The 2,574-nt window shown below is 44.8% G+C and carries 3 protein-coding genes; all 3 read right to left on the bottom strand.

The window, feature by feature from the left end; all coding sequences use genetic code 11:
* Nucleotides 1–490: hypothetical protein (locus HKN79_10500; protein ID NNC83996.1), on the bottom strand; the 490-nt coding region annotated here is incomplete at its 3' end.
* A 160-nt stretch (nucleotides 491–650) separates the two neighbouring features.
* A complete protein-coding gene (locus HKN79_10495; protein ID NNC83995.1) occupies nucleotides 651–1,601 on the bottom strand; it encodes an ROK family protein in 951 nt (316 codons plus the stop codon).
* 121 nt (nucleotides 1,602–1,722) lie between these two features.
* Nucleotides 1,723–2,292 carry a glycoside hydrolase family 16 protein gene (locus HKN79_10490; protein ID NNC83994.1) on the bottom strand — a complete coding sequence of 190 codons (570 nt, stop codon included), beginning with the start codon at nucleotides 2,290–2,292 and terminating at the stop codon, nucleotides 1,723–1,725.
* Nucleotides 2,293–2,574: the final 282 nt, after the last annotated feature.

Raw genomic sequence — 2,574 nt, 5'->3', positions numbered from 1 at the left:
CCCACCAATCGCCAAGGTTCCCGTTATTACCTCCCAACCCCATGTAAATCTTATCACCGAATGTCACAAAGGCAGGATGACTCCTTGGAGTACAAGGGCAATCTGCTAATTGAACAAAGGACTCGGTATCCGTATCGAATCTCCATAGGTCATTGGCCTCACCTGTCACTGGCCCACCGAAGGTCAGTCCGAATCCGAAATAACCGGTATTCTCGATCATATCACCAATTCCATACCCGCGGATCAGCTCAGAATATTCATCCAGCTCTTCCCAGGAATCAGTCTCTGGCGTGTATCTCCAAACTTCATTCGTGAAACTACCTGTGACCACATAGCCATATCCGTTAGCGGCAAAACCTATTCCATGATGTCTTCCTGAGAATGGGCTATTTCCAAGTTCTTCCCATTCTTGCGCAGTGCATAGACAAGAAACTGTCAAGGCTAAGGCCGTTGAAAGGAAGTTGATGGAGAGAAGCTTAAGATCTATCATAAGAGGAAATTTCTATTGTATCGGTCGCTAACGGACGGCAATCTATACAACAGATATGTGACTAGGTCCATTCGCTTCTGACAACAATAGGAATGTCAACAGCTTGACATGTTGTAGTGATAAACAGGACCCTGAATAGAATAAAGCATGTGGCTCATTGTCAATTCTCCGAGATATGATTCCAAGCCAATGCTGCTGGGCCATGGACAGAACTGGAATCGGCTGAATCAGAGACCAAGACCTTTATCTTATTCTTATAAGGTGTGAAGAGGTTCTTCTCCATACTGGCTACTACCGGATCTATAAGTAGATTTCCCGCCTTGCTCAATCCTCCTGTGAGGATGATCGCTTCAGGATCTAAATGAGCTACTGTGTTGGCCATACTATCTCCAAGGCAATCAGCTGCATCAGCAAAAGCCTTCAAAGCAACCTGATCACCATTCAATGCCGCTGTCGCTATGATTTCCCCCGTCATATCAGCAAAACTGACTTCGCGGAGTACTGATCTCGATTTCATCGAAGCCATGAGCTCAAAGACAGTTCGCTTCAATCCTGTAACAGAGGCATAGGTCTCTAAACAACCTTTCAAGCCGCATTTACATTGTCGCCCGTTGGGATCGATACTCACATGTCCTATCTCACCGGCCAGACCATGCTCACCGATCAAAAGTTCACCATTGATAATGATCCCACTCCCAAGCCCAGTACCCAAGGTCAGGACCACGAAGTTCTTCATGCCCTTGGCCTTACCGAATACCATCTCACCCAAGGCTGTTGCATTGGCATCATTAGCGATCACCGTTTCTTTGCCGAATCGACTTCTCACTTCATCCAATAGTGGAACCTTGTCGCCCCACTGAAGATTAGGTGCAAATTCTATCATACCACTCAAGGAGTTAGCATTGGGTGCACCAACACCGACTGCGAGAACTTCAACTTCTAGTCCTGCAGACATTTCGGTCACATGGCTCTCGAGTCGATCCATGAATGAATCAAAAGGTTGCTCTGCTTCAGTGTCGAAGGTTTTTTGAGCCAATATTACTCCTTGCTCATTCACCAGACCGATCTTGGTCAAGGTGCCGCCTATATCTACTGCTAGTACTACTTCCATGGCTGTTCTTCTTGGCAAGGCTCTACATTAACGCCTTTCCTGAATTTACAATGGCTTTGGTACGGTATACCATCACCTTGAATTATAAGCAAGGCAATATAAAAGGATCTTTAAAAAAGTCTCATTGAAATACTCTGACATAATCCACAGCCATGAATTTTGGAAAGCTTGTAGTCTCGTCAGGATAACCCGGCCATTGTCCTCCCACGGCCACGTTCATGATAAAAAAGAATCCATTGTCGAAAGGATAATTCTGACTACCCGTTACATTCTGATCGATACTGAAGAATTCTTGGTCATCCATGTACCAAGTGATGCCATTTTCGTCCCAGTCGATAGAAAACACATGGAACTCATTTGCAAAAGTCTGAGGATAAGGAATATAGGTGCTATTACCAATAAACTGATGCTGGGTCCAACTATTACCGAAGTGAACCGTGCCATGAACTACATTCGGAGCCGAGCCTATCAATTCCATGATATCTATTTCTCCACAGGCAGGCCATCCAACCGAAGGAAAATTGGCCCCAAGCATCCATAATGCTGGCCATATTCCCTGATCAACAGGAAGTACCGCTCGTATATCGATACGTCCATATTGGAATTCTTGAAGATCTATTGATTTGAGTCGAGCTGAGGTATACTGTGATCCATTCTTTTGCGCAACGATCATTAGATTACCGTTTGCCACGTATGAATTTGCACTACTCGTAGTATAGATCTGCAATTCCTCATTTCCCCAACCTCCACCTCCGAGATCATATGTCCAATTCTGCATATCAATGGCATCACCATTGAATTCGTCAGACCACACTAAGTTCGTCCAAGATAAGAATCAGCGGAAGTATATCCTCCTGCAGATACCTCGATAATGCTATCATCATTCAGAATGGTCCCTATCGCCTCTTGATAATTGTCCTTTATCGTAGCATTCACAGCCGAAGAAAGAATCACTTTGAATTGCTCATCCTCC

It is taken from the genome of Flavobacteriales bacterium (genome assembly GCA_013001705.1).
Taxonomy (GTDB): Bacteria; Bacteroidota; Bacteroidia; order Flavobacteriales_D; family JABDKJ01; genus JABDLZ01.
Note: the sequence above shows the minus strand (reverse complement) of the source record. Positions and strands in the feature narration are given on the sequence as shown.

Bases quoted from the DNA above. Each gene is read 5' to 3' on its own strand.
- HKN79_10495 (NNC83995.1), bottom strand. From the start codon at position 1,601: ATGGAAGTAGTACTAGCAGTAGATATAGGCGGCACCTTGACCAAGATC.